General features: G+C 50.2%; 13 protein-coding genes. 4 read left to right on the forward strand and 9 right to left on the reverse strand.

The window, feature by feature from the left end; translation table 11 throughout:
• Positions 1-20: 20 nt before the first annotated feature.
• The 3 genes from clpX to tig form a co-directional block, all read right to left on the reverse strand.
• Complete coding sequence (gene clpX, locus DESTI_RS01110; protein ID WP_014808126.1) at positions 21-1,274, reverse strand: ATP-dependent Clp protease ATP-binding subunit ClpX; 1,254 nt, start codon at positions 1,272-1,274, stop codon at positions 21-23.
• A gap of 94 nt (positions 1,275-1,368) precedes the next feature.
• Entirely contained in the window at positions 1,369-1,962 is a 594-nt protein-coding gene (clpP, locus tag DESTI_RS01115; protein ID WP_014808127.1) for an ATP-dependent Clp endopeptidase proteolytic subunit ClpP, read from the reverse strand.
• Positions 1,963-1,965: 3 nt separating this feature from the next.
• A complete protein-coding gene (gene tig / locus DESTI_RS01120; RefSeq protein WP_014808128.1) occupies positions 1,966-3,294 on the reverse strand; it encodes a trigger factor in 1,329 nt (442 codons plus the stop codon).
• A 346-nt stretch (positions 3,295-3,640) separates the two neighbouring features.
• Between tig and DESTI_RS01125 the strand changes: the two genes are divergently transcribed.
• The 3 genes from DESTI_RS01125 (at position 3,641) to lptG (ending at position 7,140) form a co-directional block, all read left to right on the forward strand.
• Positions 3,641-4,651 (forward strand): glycosyltransferase family 2 protein, encoded by a 1,011-nt coding sequence (locus DESTI_RS01125; protein WP_014808129.1) that lies wholly within the window; start codon positions 3,641-3,643, stop codon positions 4,649-4,651.
• Between the two features lie 72 nt (positions 4,652-4,723).
• Positions 4,724-5,686 carry an NAD-dependent epimerase/dehydratase family protein gene (locus DESTI_RS01130; protein WP_014808130.1) on the forward strand — a complete coding sequence of 321 codons (963 nt, stop codon included), beginning with the start codon at positions 4,724-4,726 and terminating at the stop codon, positions 5,684-5,686.
• A gap of 371 nt (positions 5,687-6,057) precedes the next feature.
• Positions 6,058-7,140, forward strand: coding sequence for an LPS export ABC transporter permease LptG (gene lptG / locus DESTI_RS01135; protein WP_014808131.1), 1,083 nt, complete (start codon positions 6,058-6,060; stop codon positions 7,138-7,140).
• A gap of 541 nt (positions 7,141-7,681) precedes the next feature.
• Here the strand turns inward: lptG and DESTI_RS01140 are convergent.
• On the reverse strand, positions 7,682-8,155 hold the full coding sequence (locus tag DESTI_RS01140; protein ID WP_014808132.1) for a hypothetical protein: 474 nt from the start codon (positions 8,153-8,155) through the stop codon (positions 7,682-7,684).
• Positions 8,156-8,323: 168 nt separating this feature from the next.
• Here DESTI_RS01140 and DESTI_RS01145 point away from each other — a divergent pair, with 168 nt between their 5' ends.
• Positions 8,324-9,766 (forward strand): hypothetical protein, encoded by a 1,443-nt coding sequence (locus tag DESTI_RS01145; RefSeq protein ID WP_014808133.1) that lies wholly within the window; start codon positions 8,324-8,326, stop codon positions 9,764-9,766.
• Positions 9,767-10,247: 481 nt separating this feature from the next.
• Here the strand turns inward: DESTI_RS01145 and DESTI_RS01150 are convergent, their stop codons facing one another.
• The 5 genes from DESTI_RS01150 to DESTI_RS01175 all read right to left on the reverse strand — a co-directional run bounded on the left by DESTI_RS01150 (position 10,248) and on the right by DESTI_RS01175 (position 18,632).
• Complete coding sequence (locus DESTI_RS01150; protein WP_014808134.1) at positions 10,248-11,138, reverse strand: dihydropteroate synthase; 891 nt, start codon at positions 11,136-11,138, stop codon at positions 10,248-10,250.
• Between the two features lie 168 nt (positions 11,139-11,306).
• Positions 11,307-12,647 carry an acetyl-CoA decarbonylase/synthase complex subunit gamma gene (acsC, locus tag DESTI_RS01155; protein ID WP_014808135.1) on the reverse strand — a complete coding sequence of 447 codons (1,341 nt, stop codon included), beginning with the start codon at positions 12,645-12,647 and terminating at the stop codon, positions 11,307-11,309.
• Positions 12,648-12,766: 119 nt separating this feature from the next.
• Complete coding sequence (gene acsB, locus DESTI_RS01160) at positions 12,767-14,974, reverse strand: acetyl-CoA decarbonylase/synthase complex subunit alpha/beta (protein WP_014808136.1); 2,208 nt, start codon at positions 14,972-14,974, stop codon at positions 12,767-12,769.
• Positions 14,975-15,044: 70 nt separating this feature from the next.
• On the reverse strand, positions 15,045-18,344 hold the full coding sequence (gene cooS / locus DESTI_RS31540) for an anaerobic carbon-monoxide dehydrogenase catalytic subunit (RefSeq protein WP_014808137.1): 3,300 nt from the start codon (positions 18,342-18,344) through the stop codon (positions 15,045-15,047).
• 54 nt (positions 18,345-18,398) lie between these two features.
• Complete coding sequence (locus tag DESTI_RS01175; protein ID WP_014808138.1) at positions 18,399-18,632, reverse strand: hypothetical protein; 234 nt, start codon at positions 18,630-18,632, stop codon at positions 18,399-18,401.
• Positions 18,633-18,835: the final 203 nt, after the last annotated feature.

Raw genomic sequence — 18,835 nt, forward strand, 5'->3', positions numbered from 1 at the left:
AAGAAGAGAACAATTCAGGATCAGGAAGCGGACCCAGCTTCTTTCTCGAATACCAGAATGCACTGTTCGTGATTATAAATAACTTCTTCGTTGACGATCACTTCCTGGAGGTTTTTATATTCTGGGAGTTCATACATAATATCAAGCATCGATTCTTCGAGAATCGAACGCAATCCTCGCGCTCCGGTCTTTCTCTGGAGTGCTTCACTTGCAACAGCTCTCAGTGCTTCATCCGTGAATCTCAGCTTCACGTGCTCGAATCCGAAAAGTTTCTTGTACTGTTTGACGAGAGCATTCTTGGGTTCGAGTAAGATCCGAATGAGCGCTTCCTCATCCAATTCATGAAGCGTCGCCACCACGGGCAATCTGCCGACGAATTCGGGAATCAATCCGTAATGGATCAGGTCCTCGGGCTGAGCCATTTCAAGAATATTCGACGATACGTCAGTGGTTGGACCTCCGATCTGAGCGTTAAATCCCATGGACTTCATGTTGATTCGATGATGAATCACTTTGTCGAGTCCCACGAAAGCTCCACCACAGATGAACAGGATGTTCGTAGTGTCCACCTGAAGGAATTCCTGTTGCGGATGTTTACGCCCACCTTTTGGCGGGACGTTCGCCATCGTGCCTTCAACGATTTTGAGCAAGGCCTGTTGCACGCCTTCCCCGGAAACATCGCGTGTTATGGACGGGTTTTCAGTTTTTCGGGAAATCTTGTCAATCTCATCAATGTACACAATACCGCGGCATGCTCGGGAGATGTCATAATCCGCGTTTTGCAGCAGTGTCAGGATAATGTTTTCAACATCCTCGCCGACGTATCCGGCCTCTGTCAGAGTGGTGGCGTCTGCAATTGCGAACGGTACGTTAAGAATGCGTGCCAGCGTCTGAGCCAGCAGAGTTTTTCCGGACCCGGTAGGTCCGACCAAGAGAATATTGCTTTTCTGCAGTTCGACACCATCAAGATCCGGCTTGGATTCGATTCTCTTGTAATGATTGTGGACCGCCACGGATAAAATCTTTTTTGCCAATTCTTGCCCGATCACGTACTCGTCAAGTGCCCGTTTGATCTCCGATGGAGTGGGTACTTTCGAGCGTGCACGGCCAAGTTCTTCTTTTTCGTATTCTTCGGCAATAATTTCATTACACAACTCAATACACTCATCACAAATGTACACTGTCGGCCCGGCAATGAGTTTGCGAACCTCATCCTGGCTCTTGCCGCAGAATGAACAATAAAGAGAAGAAAAATTACCTTTTCTGCCCGCCATGAATTCCTCCTTGGACCTCGGTCTTCGCAGGCAACCGCTGAATTTTCTTCATCCCCGAATGCAACAGTAAAACGCTGCCTCAGTTGGATGCTAACTAGACTCCCGACAACTCTCGTTGAGTTATTACATGATCTACAATTCCGTATGTCGCTGCCTCTTGTCCGCTCATGAAATAGTCTCTCTCCGTATCCGCTTCGATTCTCTCCCTAGGTTGTCCGGTGTGTTTAACCAGGATATCGTTGAGTTCGCTCCGCATCCGAAGAATCTCTCTGGCATGTATCTCGATATCCGTTGCCTGTCCCTGAAATCCGCCCATGGGCTGATGGATCAATATCCGTGCATGAGGCAGCGCATAACGCTTGCCATGGGTTCCAGCCGCAAGCAATAAGGCTCCCATGCTGGCCGCTTGACCGATGCAGATCGTCTGGATGTCAGGTTTAATGTACTGCATGGTATCGTATATGGCCAGTCCTGATGTCACGATTCCGCCCGGCGAGTTGATGTAAAAGTTGATGTCTTTGTCGGGCTCCTCGCTTTCCAGGAAGAGAAGCTGGGCTATAATCAAGTTGGCAACATAATCGTCTACTCCCGTCCCCAGAAATACTATCCTCTCTTTCAGCAGCCTGGAATAGATATCATACGACCTTTCACCACGACTCGTTTGTTCAACTACAATAGGTACTAACATGAGCTATTCTTCCTTATTTTCCGTTTGAGCAGCTTCCGTTTCCTGCAGTTTTTCCTCTGTTATTTCTGCATTCTCCCGGATGAACGAAAATACTTTCTCCTGAAGTAACGAGAACCGCATATCTTCCAGGGCCTTGCTTGCATCAAGCTGATCCCGCAAGTAGTCTACGGACATTCCCAGGTTCTCTGCCCTTTCTTTTATCCCTTCATCGAGTTCCTCGTCACTGACGGTCATCTGTTCCGTTTCAGCAATGGCTTTCAACAACAAGCCCGTACGCACATGGCGCTCTGCCGCCGGTCGGATCTGATTTCGTTGTGCCTCTGTAGGGGGAGGCATCTTCCTGGGATCCAATCCGTGGGCTGCCAGGTTGTACATCGTCTGATTCAGAAGATTGTCGATCTGGCTTTCGACCATAGTGTCCGGAACCTCAAAGGAGTTCGCCTGTACAAGAGCATCGACGATTTGCTCTTCCACTTCTTTCTTCGATTGGTTCTCGTTTGTTTTCTCTATGTCTTCTCGGACTTCTTTGAGCAAAACTTCAAGAGAATCGAGCCCGAGATCTTTTGCGAAATCATCGTCGAGTTCCGGGACTTTTCTCTCTTTTGCCTCTTTCACGGTAACCCTGAAAGAAACTTTCTTGCCTGCCAGACTCTTCCTTTGAAAGTCCTCCGGCAGATCCACCGTGAATTCTCGGGTCTCGTCAACCTTCATGCCTTCAAAATATTTGTCGAAATCCGGAAGGTAAAAGTTGCGACCCATCTCTGTGAGGTAATCCGTAACGGAAAGGGCAGGGATCGCCTCACCATCCGAAGTGGCATCCACATCTATGGTGACCTGGTCGCCCGTTTTTACTCCTGTATCTTCGGCAATGGGAGCCAATGTTGCATTTCGCTCCCTGAGATTCTCCAGTCGTTCGTTCACGTCCTTTTCTTTGAGTTCACGCACGATGTTCTTGAGCTTGAGTCCCTTATAGCCCACAGGTTCCAGAGGCGGTGGAACTTCGATTTCAGCCGTGTATTTGAAGGGTTTTCCCACTTCAATTGTCTCCGGGTCGATACTCAGGACAGATATGGGTACAATCTTCTGCTCATCCAGACCGGGCTGCAAAGTATCTTCTACAATCTTCCGAACTGTGTCAGCTTGTACTTGATCCCTGAAATAGCTCCGGATAATATTCAGAGGCACTTTGCCTTTCCGAAACCCTTTGATTTGCACCGTCTTCTTCAGATCACGGTACTGATTATCGAGCATAGTCTGGACTTCTTCTTCAGGAATCTCGACCGTCACCTTTTTCTTGATATCGCTGATGCTTTCAATCTGAATGTTCCTCATCTGCCCTCTTTCACTCACTGGGTAGAAGTCAATAAACCCCGAGTTTTTTATTCGGTAATATGCATTTAAGAGGCGGCTGAAAAAGCCGTCCCCATCAATCCAGTTGCCGCATTATACGGCAAACATCCCCAAAAGGGAAGCCAATGGAACATACTATAGCACCCTCGGTTCTGGTTGAACAGACACGCCATTATTTGCTATAGAAACAATCTCGTAATCTTCTTGTAGTATAATGCGCCGAACTCAGGGCGTCCAGATTTGGGAATCGTATGATTCCTTTTTTTGCAGCAACCGACGATTCAGAGCCATCCGAGTATCGGATGCGATCTACACAAAGCAGTGTGAGATGTCTGAAGTGCAATCATCCAAATTTCAACCGCAGTCTCCTGTTATAAGCATTGTGATTCCCCTTTACAGGGAAGAAAAGAATGTAGTGCCTCTCGTGGACAGAATAGGGCAAGTCATGGCTCCTCTGGGTTATCTGTGGGAAATTGTGTTTGCCCTGGACCCGAGCCCCGATCGGACTCGCGAAGTCATTATGGACCTTATTGCCCAGGGGAATCCGATTCGGCTTCTCACTTTTTCCCGGAGGATAGGAAAGCCTCTTTCTCTCATCGCAGGGCTGGATCACGCCGTAGGAGACGCTTGCGTGATCATTGATGCAGATCTCCAGGATCCACCCGAACTCATTGGCGAAATGATACAGAAATGGAAGCAGGGGTACCAGGTAGTATTGGCGCAACGCACTTCAAGAAAAGGCGAGAACTTTCTGTATTTGAAGGCGGCTCAAGCTTTCTACCGCATTCTGGAAAAGATCTCCGAGGTCCCGGTTCCGAGAGACACGGGCGATTACCGTTTACTGGATGCAAGAGTAGTCAAGGAACTCTCCACTTTCCGAGAACGGCATGGATTTCTGAGGGGCCTCACTGCGGCAGTCGGATTCAAAACTACGGTAATCCCTTATGAACGTGAGCCTCGATACTCGGGCAAAACGCAAATCAGCTTTGCAGGAGCGTTCGATATTGCATTAGACGGCATTGTACCTTTTTCGCGCGTACCTGTCCGTTTACTTCTCTTCACCGGCGCGAGCCTGGCGGTGATTGCGATGGTTCTTGCTCTTCTGTGGATAATTCTCGGGGTTCTGACAGGATTCTCAGACAAATGGCCCTTTGTTGCCCTCGGGCTGCTGATAACGGAACTGTCGGGGATAGTGCTTACAGGAATGGGTATCCTGGGAGAGTACCTCGTACGATCCTATGAAGAAACGCGTGACAGACCATTGTACATTATCGATACCCTTGAAGAATCAGCAGGCCTGCCGCGGAAAGGACCCGATAATACACAATCAAAACAGTAAGATCGCTGGAACCTTTTTGTAAAAAGGTTCCCAGCGATCTTACTGTTTTGATTGTGCATCGAGAGGAAAGGTATGAAGACCCTTGTTACGGGTGGTGCCGGATTTATCGGAAGCCACATTGTGGATGAGCTGGTCCTTCGGGGCCATGAAGTCGTTGTGTACGACAATTTGTCGTCGGGATTCCTGAGACATCTTGATAAAAGCAGGCAATCTGGATTGGTGGAATGTGTTCAGGCAGACATCCTGGAGGTTGAGCGACTATCTGCGGCAATGGAGGGCGTTGAAACCGTGTTTCACCTCGCGGCCAATGCAGACGTGCGAGGAGGAAAAGCCGATCGCTCTATCGATCTGGAACAGAATATCATTGGTACCCACCGGGTCTTGGAAGCAATGGTGAAGACCGGTGCGACAAGTATTGTTTTCACGAGTTCGGCTACGGTGTACGGCGAACCCGATGTTTTTCCGACTCCGGAAGATTACGCTCCGTTGCAGACTTCGCTGTACGGAGCATCCAAACTCGCGGCAGAGGGCATCATAGAAGCGTACTGCGAATATTTCGGAATCACGAGCCATATCTTCCGATTCGTTTCGTGGATCGGTGAACGATATTCACATGGCGTAGTATTCGATTTCATAAATAAACTCAGAGCAAATCCTCACGAGCTCGAAATTCTTGGTGACGGTAATCAGAAAAAGTCCTATCTCCATGTGCAAGACGGAGTGAAAGGGATCTTTCAGGCATTGGAAAGCTTCGGCGACTCCAAGAACGTCCTCAATCTAGGTCACACGGAATACATGAATGTTCTCAGACTTGCGGATATCGTGTGCGAGGAAATGGGCCTGAAAAACGTTGCATTCCGATGCACCGGCGGAATCAGAGGTTGGATCGGTGACAGCCCCTTCGTCCATCTTGACGTATCCAAGTTGGGCTCTGCAGGATTCCGACCTGAAATCTCGATAGAAGAAGGGATACGCCGGACTGCCCGATATCTTCTGGATAACCCGTGGATTCTCGACGCGAGACGTGCCAGGTGAGCAACAAGCTGCATGGAAAACGAAATGGCGTTATAATAATACGCTTGCACTTAAAACGTCTGGTGGGCGGCGTTGTCGCGTTAAGAAACCCTGGTTCTGTGAGACGTCCGTGACAGAATCAATGACTAAGACGGTCTCCCGACAGACCGTGCTTACATAGCGGTTGGTATAATTTCTGACCTTTTGAACACCCTTCCTTTAATGAGGAACGGTAGGGTCCGGTGTCTCTGCCAGACCGAACTGGTCGATTTACTATGAAAAATGTGTCGGCACGAAGGAAGGCACGGCACCCACCGATTTTCGAGAAGCGCTTTTCGCAATCGGACAAGAATTCTGACATTTGCTACAACTCAAGTTGAAAGAACATTGCTGTGCGCATCCTGGACAAATACATAACACGTGAATTCCTCAAAGTGTTCACACTTTGTGTCTTCGGGTTCATTCTCGTATTTCTGCTGGTAGAGCTTACTGATAAGATCAAGTATTACTTTGAACACAATCCTTCCGGGTGGCTCATGCTCAAGTATTTCCTCGTAAAGCTTCCCGGATATCTGTACTTTGCCATTCCTCTCGGGATTCTAATGGCAGGAATGCTTTCTTTGCTCATGATGGCACGGAATTCGGAAATAATTGCGATGCAGGCCAACGGAATCGATGCGCTCAGTATTTCGCGTCCGGTAGCAGTCATCGGTGTGATTGCCTCGATTCTCATGTTCTTCGCCAATGAGACCGTGATTCCGTGGTCCAATTCTTACAGCGAATACATCCAGAACGTTGAAATTGCGGGAAAATCAGATACCACTCTTTTCAAGAAAGATCAGATATGGATACGCTCCAAAGATTCCGTAACATTCGTGAAGAAATTCGATAAACCTGCCAGAACCCTGGAACACGTTTCCATTGTTCGCTGGGACCCGGAATACCATCTGACCGAGCGGATATTTGCTGACAAAGCCAAATGGTGGAACGATCACTGGATGCTCTACGGAGTCAACAAGATCAGTCGCACACCGGAAGGCAAGTTCGAAGTGGAAAGCCTCCCTTCAATGCGGAGTTCTCTGCAGAAGCCACCGGATAATTTTGACCGGGTGGAGAAGATAGCCAAAGAAATGACCCTCACCCAACTCGGTGAGTATATCGACAAGCTAATGGATGAGGGACAATCGCCTACCCGCTATCTGGTGGATTGGCATGATAAGCTCGCGTTTCCCCTGGTTTGTCTCATCATGGCTGCTCTTGGAGTGCCTTTTGCGGTGAAGGTAAACCCGCGGGGCGGCGGTGTTGCGCTTGGGCTTGGTTTGTCTCTTCTCACCGCGTTCAGCTATTGGGTTGTCCACACAATATTTATTGCTCTGGGCAATGGGGGGTACATTCCACCCGTAATGGCAGGATGGGGAGCAAACGTGATCTTCGGCCTGACTGCAACCATCCTGATTCTTCAGGCAGGAACGTAGATATAGCGATTCCTATAAAAATCCCCGTGGGGAGTGATATCGCCAGACGGTTAGGAAGATTCCTAGGGCGGGGTTGCACAGGATTTTTATGTTTCGTTGTAGCTTTATAGGTGTTGCCAAAAATTCTGACGTTTATCCCACGCTCCAGTACAAAATATTAGTAGGGACCGGCGTCCCTGCCGGTCCATTCTATTGATATCATTGATTATATTGAAGATGTGCCGGCACGGAGGCCGGCACCCACCAATACTCTTTTCTGAATCAGGCATTAGTTTCGGCACTTATTATAAGTCTATTTTGTCTTTTGTTCCGGAGGAACAGTCGACAATAGACCGGCGATTCATCGCCGGTTGCCTGAGCAATTATAAAGGATTTTTGAGTCCCAGAGGGACGGCTGATTCACGGGAGCCCCCGGCAATAAATTACCGGGCTGTTTCCATTCGCCCCGCAGGGACGAAGAGATTGGGACAAAGCTAGCGTCTATCGGAGGATGGGGAGTTCTGCTGAAATTTGATCGCAAGCAGTTCTCCCGGATTATCTCCTATTCCTGGCCTCTTCGGAATTGTGCGAACAGCCCGGGATCGCTGGTGGATTCGTAGACCTCTATGGAAGTGTATTGGTCCTTATTGTCGAACCGCACGTACATGACTTCTTCTTCACTGGCTCCTTTACGTAAATGCCGGAGCTCGTTGCCGCCGAATTTCCAGGTGCCGCCCTGGACGGCTTCATCCTGTCCGATTCTGGTGAGGCGCCGGAATGTTCCATCCTGGCGGTATTCCAAAATAAGAGTGAAAGCATTCGGTCCCTTGTGCACGAAAGGTCGTCCCTTGTATCCTCTTGTATAAGGCTGTCCCGGTTCCTTGGTCTGATAGATTTCCCATGTTCCCAGGAGTCGGGATGCTGTTGAATCAACTTGGGGGGTGACGTTTTTCTTTTCTTGTGCGTAAAGGGAAGGTAACGACAGGCTGAGTATCAGGCCGGTGCTCACGATTAAAAACAATCTGACAATAAGCACTGTTCGACTCCTTTCCGGGGGAGCGTAGAGAAGAACTGAAACATGGCACCATGATTGATGATCTTGCGCTAAAACAGGCGCCTACATACCACAAAGTGTTTCCGTTCGCAACATGAACCTTGTCCGAGAACAGAGGGAATGGTAGGCTGTTGAAAAGGTGAGATTCTTATGAGCCGATTCTTTGCAAAAGACAAAATTAAGATTGATGGCAAATTATTCGTGGGCCTTGTCTTTGTGTTAGCCGGGATCTCCATTGCGTGGATGGGATATTTCCAGGCGAAACTGTTATGGAGCAGACTGGCGCCGTTTTTTCCCCTATCTCTTCCGGCGGATGTTTCGGAACGGATCCTGGCATCGCTTTCCTTTATCGCCAGAGACCTGATTTCCGCGATCAGTTCGCTTTGTGCCATACTGATCGGTATCATGTGGTTCTTCTCCGGGTTAGGGGATGTTTTGCGCAGCGGGCAATTACCGCAGCAATCTCCTGATTTCGCTGATCCGGGTTTGGTCTCCGAGACTCTCCGTACAGGATTTCCACAATATTGGAGACAATCTTCCTGGTCTGCACGCATTATGGGTAGAGTGTGGAAATCCTCCAGGAGCATCAGCCCGATTTCGTACGAGTTGACCGGACGTATGCTCAAATCCTGCCTGAAGATTCTGCTATTGGCTTTGATCATCGCGTTCGTTTTTCAGGCCGTCTCTGCTATTCCCGGATTGCTCAGGCGCTACCTGCAGATTTCGGTCACGTATCTTGTCCCGGCAGCCCGACCTCTCTATGCTCTTATCGGCCTGACACTTTTGGCAAATTTAGTTCTCATAGTCACTTTTTTCCCTTTTCGGAAGAAAGAATTCTCAAGATCCGGCGAAGCCCTGTCAGTTAAAGGTCGCGTCAATCCTCCTATGTTTTTCGCTCTCCTTGAAGAAGGCTGTAAGTTGTTGAATGCATCCAATGGACTTTCCCGTCCTTCTATCCGTTTTACGGCCGAGACACTTGGAAGCACAAAAGGAACCCTGATAGAAAACCTTCCGGAAAACTGGGGCCTTGTCGCACGGCCTGGAGGCTTCCTGTGCTTACCACTGAGTTTTTTTCCTCTGGTTCTCGGTTTTTCACGGCTCGTCCATTTTCAACGGCCCGCTTTTGAAATGCCATATATGGAATTTCTCAAAGTGCACGCGTTTGATTACGTCTTTGAAGTGCTTTTCGCTATCGGTCTGATAATGGTCGGTCTATATTTCGCGGAATGGGCGCGAGTATTGTTCGGTATCCGAAGGTACCGCTCGGACCTGGTATTTTGCTATGCCGTCGAGAATTCCGAGTCCGGTACACTGACGGATCCGCAGCCTGAACCCGTTGATTGGAAGCTTGCGAACGGGGCAGACAGTGAGTTTGCGAACTGGGCAAAGAATCCTGAATCGAATGCATTTCGTGTCGAGGTATTTTGGGCCGAAGTGCTTTCGGAATCGGCAGGACCCGACAGTCCCAGGTATGTAGTGGGGATGCAGGAACAAGAGGGGCTTAACAGATCGATGTGGCGAATTCTTACGATTCCATTCGTCATTACCGTGGAAGCTGAAGACAGGCAAATACTCGCGGGAGGAAGTACTTGAGATTTCATGCAATTCGCTTTCAAAGAAGTAACACTTGAGGAACCTTTTTTACAAAAAAGGTTCCTCAAACTCCTCCAAAAAACTTTTAACACTGGTTTAAATCATGGTTTTTCTATGAAAAAACCATGATTTAAACCCAATGCTAAAAGTTCTTGGGAAGGGGTTTGGGGAAACACTTCTTATAGCTGTTATCGAAAGTCTTGACGGAATCCAATGCCTGCAATGGGAAGAATCAGTAGCGCCGGCGTCCCTGTCGGCGATAACTTATTGCTTTGTTTGGTGAATTGTTCGCCGGCACGGAGGCCGGCGCTACCAATTGCTGGGAACTGCTCTTCACAATCCGTGATTACTTTCGAGAATCGGTATACAAGAAGGGTTTCCCCAGTGTTACTGCTTGAAAGCGAATTCACGTAAAAAACGGGGAAGCTCCGGTCATAAGAGCTTCTCCGTCCTTTGTTTTTCAGAAATATGAAATGTTAGTCTAGAGATCGAGCCAGGAATGAGAATACAAGGATTTGCCGAACAGCAGTCTGGCTGTTTTCACGAAATCCACTTCCCGTTTGCTCATTCCAGCGGTGTCCACTTCTTCACCGTCGAAAATGCGACCCACGAGGTTTTCCAGTTCCATTTCTTCATCGTGAGCGATCTTGACGATCGCTTCGTCGAAGCCATCAAGAATCGCTGATGTTATGCCGCATTTCTTGAGGATACAGAGGTACACCTGATTGAGTATGTCTCTGAGTTCGTCGGGAGATCCATTGGAAACGTTGGACAGACCGCAGGTAGATTTTGAGCCCGGAGCAAGATCAGGCAACCACTGCATGAATGTCGTGCAGCCCTGCAGTTCCTGTTGCTGGGAAGAAACCGGCACCACGATGGGGTCGAACCAGATTCTTTCGAGCTCGATTCCGTGTTCGGCTGCTTGAGTCATCATGCTGTCCAAGAGGACCGCGCGTTCGTTTTCGTCTCTGGGGATGCCATCAGGACCCCACATAAGTCCAACCATGTCACAGTCGTACTTGGTGACCAGCGGCATTTGTAGGGCCATGCGCTCGGGAGTGGCCATAATGGAATTGATGACCGCTCTTCCCTGCTTCACCTTGTAGACCTGAAGCCCTGCCTCGACGGCATCGTTGTTGGTCGTATCCAGGAAGAGAGGAAGATCCGTGACTTCCTGAACGGTTTGCACCAGCCATTGCATCATTTCGGGACCGCCCTTGCGTGCCGGACCCAGGTTGAGATCCAGCAGATCAGCTCCTTTTTCGGTAAGCTTGATCGCCCATTCCTGGATCGGCTTGGGGTCCTTCTCCCTCATTGCATTGCCGGTGTACTTGGACATGATGTTAATGTTTTCAGCCACCACATTTATCATGGACAGTACCTCCTGATTAACTCCGATTCACTCAAAATCATTAAGATCGAATAACACATTTTGAGGGTAGTTTGAAACGTAAATCTTTGCCGGGTGTTCCTTGGAAGGACTACGGGGAAAAGAAAAAATCTCTTCCCCGTGACAATAGCTCAGGTCCGGACATCCGGATCAGGCATAGTTTTGACGCAGATAAGCAGGGATGTGTGCACCTTCTCTGGGACCGATGGCTACACCCCATCCCTGAAGCTCTTCTTCCAGATCACCGCTGATGATTGCAGCCGCGCCCGGAATAATGAGCTTTCTGGTCTTGGTCTTCTCTTCGATTCCGGACTTCTTCACGAATGGACCGATAAGATCGGCAACAAACTTCCCTGCCGCCCATGCAGTGAGAACCGAAAGACCATCCGTATTGAGCACCAGGAGCCACGAAGGCACTCTGCTGGCTTCCACTTCTCCGGATACGATAAAATAGGTCAGGGAGAAATTGCTGGTGATCAACACAGGAGAGTCTTCTCCCGGGTTGTTGATGGGATAAATGCCCTGCTCGGTCGTCATGGGGCGCTGAGGATCGGTGAAGATATTCAAGCGCTGGAGCAGCAAGGGGAACAGCAGTTCGCCTTTGAGATCGCTCAATATGGCAATGCCGCCGTACTTGGAAATGAACGTGCCAGCTATGATTGCTTCATCAACCGGATTGTCGGCCATTTCGCACGGGAAAACGATTGTGGGGAAGCCGAGCGGTCTGTACAGTTTCTCCAGAGCCAATCTGCGGATCATAATGTTGTCCCGAACCAATTCCGCCAAGTCTCTGGAGCCGGAATCGAGGACGATATCCTTATGACCTTTTTCCATCAACGAAGCACTCATGGTGGCCAGATCGCCCACCTTTGAGGCTTTGATTGCGACGGGAACATCGTACTCTTTGCAGAGTGCTGAAATGGCGTCAACATTGGCTGCAGTAGCCGCATAAACCAGAGGCTTATTCTTGCCGACTTCAGCCAGAGCAGCTTTGAGCGCATCCAGATTATCGGAAATCAGCACCAGAGCGGCGCCTGCATCCGAAGCTTTCTTCGCTATTGCTGCAAACTTGGTCGGATCGCCTGCGTCCTTGACTGCAATGAGATCGGGTTTCAGCGTAAGACCGACCCGCTCATATCTCAATTCCTTGAAAGCCTTAAGCTTGCCGTCCACTGATGCATCGCTTTCCGATGTTGCAATGAGGCATCCCAGGGCTGTGGGGTTGTTAAAGGTTTTCTCATGGCGGAAAAGAACCGTCTCTCCACCTGTTTTGACTGCACTATCACCGACACCGATCTGAACCGTTCTGATCGGAGGAGCAGAAGCTGATGCAAGCTTTTCTTTGGCTTCGTCGGAAACGTACGGGCACTGGGCCAGTTCAGCTTTTCCGGCTGCCAGGTTCATGGCAAAGGCGAGACACGTGGGAACTCCACATTCCCCGCAGTTTTTCTTGGGCATCATTTTGAAGATCTGAATTCCCGAAAGAGCCATAGACATTCACCTCCCTCTCGAGGCCATAAAAACCCCAAGGAAGAATCATTTCGTTATGTATAAGGGGGCTCTGGGGAGATAGAGCCCCCTGGTCATTTATATACCGGATATCCGTACGCTTATCCGACGATGGAATCCATAGAAACAGCCGGATGCTCTTTCTCCTGAAGGAACGGATAAATCTCGTCTTCAGTCACGCCCACTGTTTCATCTGCAATCCGGTCGGACAGATTGGAAACACCTCGTTCTGCTCCAAGTCTGTCGATTTTTTCCTTCAGCATCTCTTTGAGAGCCTTCGGCATCCACACAAGACGGAGGATTCCGCCTTCTGCGGCAACGAATTTCTTCGAGCCGATATAGAGCTTGCTGTGACCGACAAAACCAGGAGTAATGTTTCCACCACCCGCGCTACCCGCCAAGGTCGTGAACTTCATACCGCATGGCGTGGGGCCTTTGTAGTCGCGGTCAACAGTCATAACTCCATTGGCAACCGGGAGCACTGCTGCGATGCACTCGAAGCAACCGCAAGAGGTCATGGGATCTTCCATAATGGAGTATGCGTTGTACTTCACGACTTTTCCGCGGGATGCCTTCTGAACGAATTCATTAACGCCTTCCCATTGTCCTAGGCGCTCGTCGATGACTTTGCCCTTTTCAATCGGCTGGTTCGGTCCCGTGGGATTGATCTCGAATGATGCCTTGCAATCGAGCCAGTTGTATGCACCGCAAAGGCCGGTACGTTCCGGAGTGACAACGCAAACGTGCGACGGAGCGAAACTCTGGCACAGCGTGCAAGAGTAGAAAATGGGCTCGTCTTCGTCGGTCATGCCTTCAACTCGGGCATCTCTTTTTGCGTAGACTTCTCTGGCCTGTTTCAAGAGATCGTCAACTTTGTCTTTTTCCGTGAAGACCTTCACCTGAACCTTGTCCAGAACCGAACCGAAGTCCTGATGCAGCTTGGCATGGAGAATGGACCCGATGTGGCTCAGGCTGAAGCCTTTTTCCACTGCACCTTTTCCAATACGCACCCAGGCTATGTCTCTCTGTCCTATATGCATCAAACCCTGAGCATAGTTGATCAAATGGTGGATCTGGCGTTCAAGAATGGGCTCGAAGTCGGACTGCATCTTACGGCCTGCAACCTCCACAAGAATACCCAGAGGCACACGGGTGCCTGCCTCGATGTCCTTCAGGTCCGGACCGATAACTTCTATCTTGCCGTCTTCGACTTCGTTCATGTCCTTCATAACGGTGAGCTCGACTGCCTGAGTCTTGCCGCCGCCAGCTTCCATGTAAATGTCTTCGCCACGGATTCGCTCACCCTCGAAGGCAGGACCGTAAGCGGTGGGAACCGGAACTTCGGTAACCGTTACTTTGAGGCCGCGCACTTCAATCGCTTTGGCAACGATTTCCTGGTGAGGAATATTGGAAACGACGTGCTCGTATGTGCACACGCCTGTAGGAAGTATCTGAGGAATCGGGGTATCGGCTATTGTCGGGAAGCCGTAATTGATGCAACCCGCTGCAGCCGCATACCATTCGTCACTGACATCGCCCATCGCCAGGACGAACGCGAAAACACGATCTTTATTGTAGATCAGGACTTTGCGGAAATCGCCCGGCTCGATACCACCGAAGCTCAAAGCCGCACGAGTTGCAAAACCGACAGCAAAGATGGCTGAAGAAATGTCCGGACCAAAGGGTACGAGACGAGTGGGCCAACCGATTTGAACACCGGCTTCACGGAGCTGCTGAGAGAAGGTCGTGCCATTGTGCTGTGCGGCCATGAACACGTACAGGTTCTTCTTCTGCAGTTCCAGAGCCATTTCAGCGGCTATTTCTTTTGTGGGGGCAGAGCCGACGATTGCGGCAAATCCGGGAGCGGTCCCATCCACGAATTCCACGCCGCGTTTTCTCAAAATGACGTCATCAGCCGCGCCCAGCCACAGTTTGTCATCTGTGGGATCTTCCGCGGGGAGATAAAAATCAGGTTCTTCAAGATAACGAATGGCTTCGATGATTTCATAGTTAAAAAGAGAAGCCATACCGGCGTCCAGGATCGGTCCCAAGTACGGAAGGTGAGCCTTCTCACGGATCAGGGGAGGAATAAGCTGCTCGGAACGATCCAGGACCAAACCTGCATCACCGAGGTTTTTCACCGGAAAACCGAGGATCCCGTAGATGACCGGCAGGTAGTAACCGGTGTTCGGGAAAGATATTTCTTTCTTCTTGCCGTACTTTTGCACGGCCATTTCGTATTTCTTCCGGGCCTTCTCATAGACTTTGTGGGCTCCGGCTACGACATTCGCTGCAATAATCTTAGACACTGTTTAGTTCCTCCTGTCGAGAAATTCGCATAAAGAGGGGAAGGAATCTCCGTCCTCCCCCGGTTGGAGGCTATCCGGCTATTTCTCTGCGCATTGCCATATCCATGAGCACGCGCTCTCTCGCTTTGTCTATGCCGAGGGCCTTTCTCTTTGCATCGATCTGAGCGATGATCCTCTTGGCCATTTCGTACGGGTCTTTTTCCACGAAATCCCAACGACCGCCATACGTCTTCTCGATATCTTTGAAGAGATAATTGGTGCAGACGTCTTCGTTGATGGTCGGGAAACCGACACCGAACAACACGTATACGCCAGAGGCGACAAAGTATTGGCCGATAGAGACGGCTTTTTCACTCATCCATTCCGGGGCGCAGCCGACTGCGGGCAGATCGGAGATGTCGTCGCCCAGACCACCATCTCTTACCACTGCAGTTGCGGCCATGAGGATTCGGCTATTATCCACGCAGGATCCCATATGGAGGCACGGCGGGATTCCCACTGTCTCGCAGACTTCGGCAAGTCCCGCACCGCAGTATTTTGAAGCTTCCGGAGTGAGCAGACCGGCTTTTCCGAGGGCGATGGCGGAGCAACCGGTTGTGAGCACGAGCACGTCATTCTTGATAAGCTCTTTAGCAAGTTCCACGTGCAGATAATCGTTCTTTACCCGGGCATTGCCACAACCGACGATACCAGCGAGACCTCGAACACGACCGTTGATGATATTGTCGTTCAGAGGCCGATAGCTGGCTCGGAACATGCCACCCAGCATGTAACTGATGGTTTCGTGGCTGAACCCGACAACCATGTCCTGCTGCTCTGTGGGAATCGACACTTTGTTCTTGTCACGATTCGGGAAATTGTCGATAGCGTCTTTTACGATAGCTTTTGCCGTTTCGAGTCCATATCGCTCATCGTAGCTATAATGCTTGTAAGCTCCCTGCATCTTGGCAATCGGGCTGGTTGTAACCACCTGAGTGTGGAAACACTTGGCCAGCTCTGCCAATCCCTGCATGACGCACTGGACGTCCACCACGATGGCTTCGAGAGCGCCCGTGATAACTGCGATTTCCTGCTGCAGGTAATTACCGGCGACAGGAATACCGTGGCGCATCAGGATTTCATTGGAAGTACAGCAAATACCGCCCAGGCTGATACCACCGGTTGCACCTTTGCTCTTTGCATAGGCGATCATTTCCGGATCTTGCACTGCCTGAACGATGATTTCCGACAATGACGGCTCATGTCCGTGAACGATAATGTTTACGGTGTCTTCTTTCATGCAGCCGAGGTTGACTTTGCCGAGGATCGGAACCGGAGTTCCATAGAGAATATCGGAAAGATCCGTGGCGATCATGGAGCCGCCCCAACCGTCGGCCAGGGAGCATTTTGTCGCCAGGCGGATGATGTGTTCCATTTCCTGGTTCACACCCATATGGGTCATGTGCATGACTTCGACAACCGGTCTGTCGATTCCTGCCGGGATGACTCCTTCTTGTTTCCAGATCTCCTGGCGTTTCAGCGGGGCCCGTTTCACGTTCAGGATTTCGCCATCCTGCTGACCGTACTGTTGCAGAGCTCTCTTGCCGACATCAATTGCGATGTCTTTAATTTCGCGGCCTTCAGTGGGAATATCATAGTCCATTGCAATGGCGAAGAGCTTCGGAATGTCTTTGATCTGGTAATCGGGGAGTTCGCCTTTTGCGGCATGCAGGAAGGTGTGAGCGACATGGCGTCCGTGGTCGCTGTGGGCTGCTGCACCGGCGGCAACCATTCTTGCGAAGTTTCTCGCCGCGATGGTTTCAGGGGTGGCGCCGCAAAGACCGGTTCGTTTTTTTCTCTCTTCGGGCGTTTCGTCTTTGCCCTTGGGAGGAAGCACCCGGCAGGGGCCCATGTTGCAGATTTTGCAGCAGGTTCCGCCTTTACCGATGGGGCATGCGGTCATGGTCCGGGCACGATGGAAAGCAGTGGTGTAGCCTTCGCGATCCGCTTTCTTCAGTCCCTCAATCGTTGGAGTATCAATTGCGTATTGAGTCCAATCGGCAGGTCCGACTTCTTTTTTCTTGGGCGGAGGTGCCACTACGGCAGGACCTTCAGCTTTTGCAACCGGGGCATCAGCCCCCATGGCCGTCTTCAATGCCTTGAAGAAGCCGACCATTTCTTTGAGGCCTTGAACATCGTCTTTTGTCAATCCCATTATCGCTTCCTCTTCTTCGACTGCCGGTTTCGCTGCAGCTTTGGGAGCTGCCGGCTTGGTTACAGGGGGAGCTTTCTCCTCTTTCGGTTCGGCTGCCTTGGGAGGTGCAGGTGCAGGTGCCGGTTTTTCAGCAGGTTTCGGGGCTGCCGCCGCCGGTTTTGCTGCTGCGGGTTCGGCCTTGGGTGCCGCTGCTTCGATAAGCTTTAAATCCACTCCCATTGCATCCAGGGTGGTCTCCACCATAATACTGGAAATATATTTGCGAATATGTTCGAGAGTCTTTGGATGTCTCAGGATCAGAAGATCCGAGCCAGCCTGGAGAGCACTCAATGCAGTGATGGCTTCCAGGTTGATCCCGCGAGTTCCTGCCTCGCCCAATTTGGGATCCGCATCCGTAGAAAGTTTGGCTTCTTTGGTTTTCCACACTTCCTCGGCGACATTGTTAATTATGGGATACTGGAGCTTGTCGTCGTTCTGGGTCAGAGCTGCCTGTCTGATCCTCTCCATAATGGAATAACAGTACTCCATACCGTAGCCCACACCACCTGTAGTGGGATCCACGAGTATTTTGTCGTTGGGAACGCCGAGGTTCTCCAGAAGAATGTTCAACTGCTTGGCTAAGTTGATGTCTATCGGCGTATTTGCGGCTACCGTATGCTTGTATGCGATTGCCGCCGCTCCGACCTGCTTGTAGTTGCCTTCTGTTACCGGGCCAATGACCACATTCAAACCGGCGCATGCTTCCGCCACCGCTTTGAGCACTTCCGTATTCTTGACGTCGCTTGACGTGCCCCACACGATCAGCGGAACATTAATGGCTTCCGCCACTTCCTTAGCCACTTTCGCAGCATGCTCGGCTGAAAGATTTTTTCCGTTGGGATCTGTGCCGGTAAGCCAAAGGCACACGGCATCCGCTTTGTACTCGTCGACGCACTTCTTGGCCCAAGCCACTGGATCTCCCAGCACGTCTTTGAACGGAGCCAATGCCTCGGCAGCCCACTCTTCGGGCACTATATCCAAAACCTGCAGCGCTAGTTTCGGCGCATTGGGAGTTTTTCCTTCAAAGGAGTAGAAATTGTAAGCGGTTTCGCCGCCTACGGTTATCTCGCAACCCGGCTTCCCAATTTTTATTTCACGTATTTTTCCCGAATATTTTACTTTTGGCAGTTCAGCCATTTGCCACCTTCCTTGACCTACAATGATTCATGAGGGGTATATACTACGAATGCCTCAGGCGGGATTTTTCCGTTTCTCGCTTCCGAACCACTCTTTCGAGTAGAAATACCGCTCAGCCGAGGTGAGATATCTCATCACGGGTTGGCTCTGCTCACCAACGTTGACTGCATCGATATTCTTTCGCCATTGGTAACGATCTTCATCGGCACCGACAGCATACGTAGGGAGAAGAATTTTCACCTTCTGCCCGTCAAACCTTTCTTTTTCTTCGTACTTGTCTCCGGCCATAGATTCACTCCTCTCTTCTTGGAGATTCTAATTTGTATCGGCAAGATTGCCCTGGGTCTTTTAGCGAGAATCCGAAACTGCGATGGGTAAGCCTTTGCATTATGAAGTAGTATTCGTTTAACTGCAATAGATTTTTGGTAGAACTATTACGATATTACGATTTTAAAAAACACGCGCGTGTACATCGGAAATGCGTTTCAGTC

The organism is Desulfomonile tiedjei DSM 6799 (assembly GCF_000266945.1).
GTDB lineage: Bacteria > Desulfobacterota > Desulfomonilia > Desulfomonilales > Desulfomonilaceae > Desulfomonile > Desulfomonile tiedjei.